Consider the following 249-nt stretch of genomic DNA (forward strand, 5'->3'; position numbering starts at 1 on the left):
TTGGGGCGCAACGCCAACGCCAGCGGAACCGCCGCGACCGCCGTCGGGGCCGAGGCCCTGGCCTCAGGGGGACAGGCGACGGCAATAGGTCCTAGCGCCAATGCCACCGGACCCTCCGCGACCGCCGTCGGGTTTGAGGCCCTGGCCTCAGGGCAACAGGCGACGGCACTGGGTCCTCGCGCCAATGCCACCGGAACCGCCGCGACCGCCGTCGGGTTGGACGCCCGGGCTTCAGGTACCGCCGCCACA

General features: G+C 73.5%; 1 pseudogene. It reads left to right on the top strand.

Annotated elements, in window-relative coordinates:
• Nucleotides 1–249 (top strand): annotated as a pseudogene (locus tag ACLNEE_RS17095) (hypothetical protein); the annotation flags it as partial.

This window comes from Aphanothece stagnina RSMan2012, assembly GCF_046764815.1.
Lineage (GTDB): Bacteria > Cyanobacteriota > Cyanobacteriia > PCC-6307 > Cyanobiaceae > NIES-981.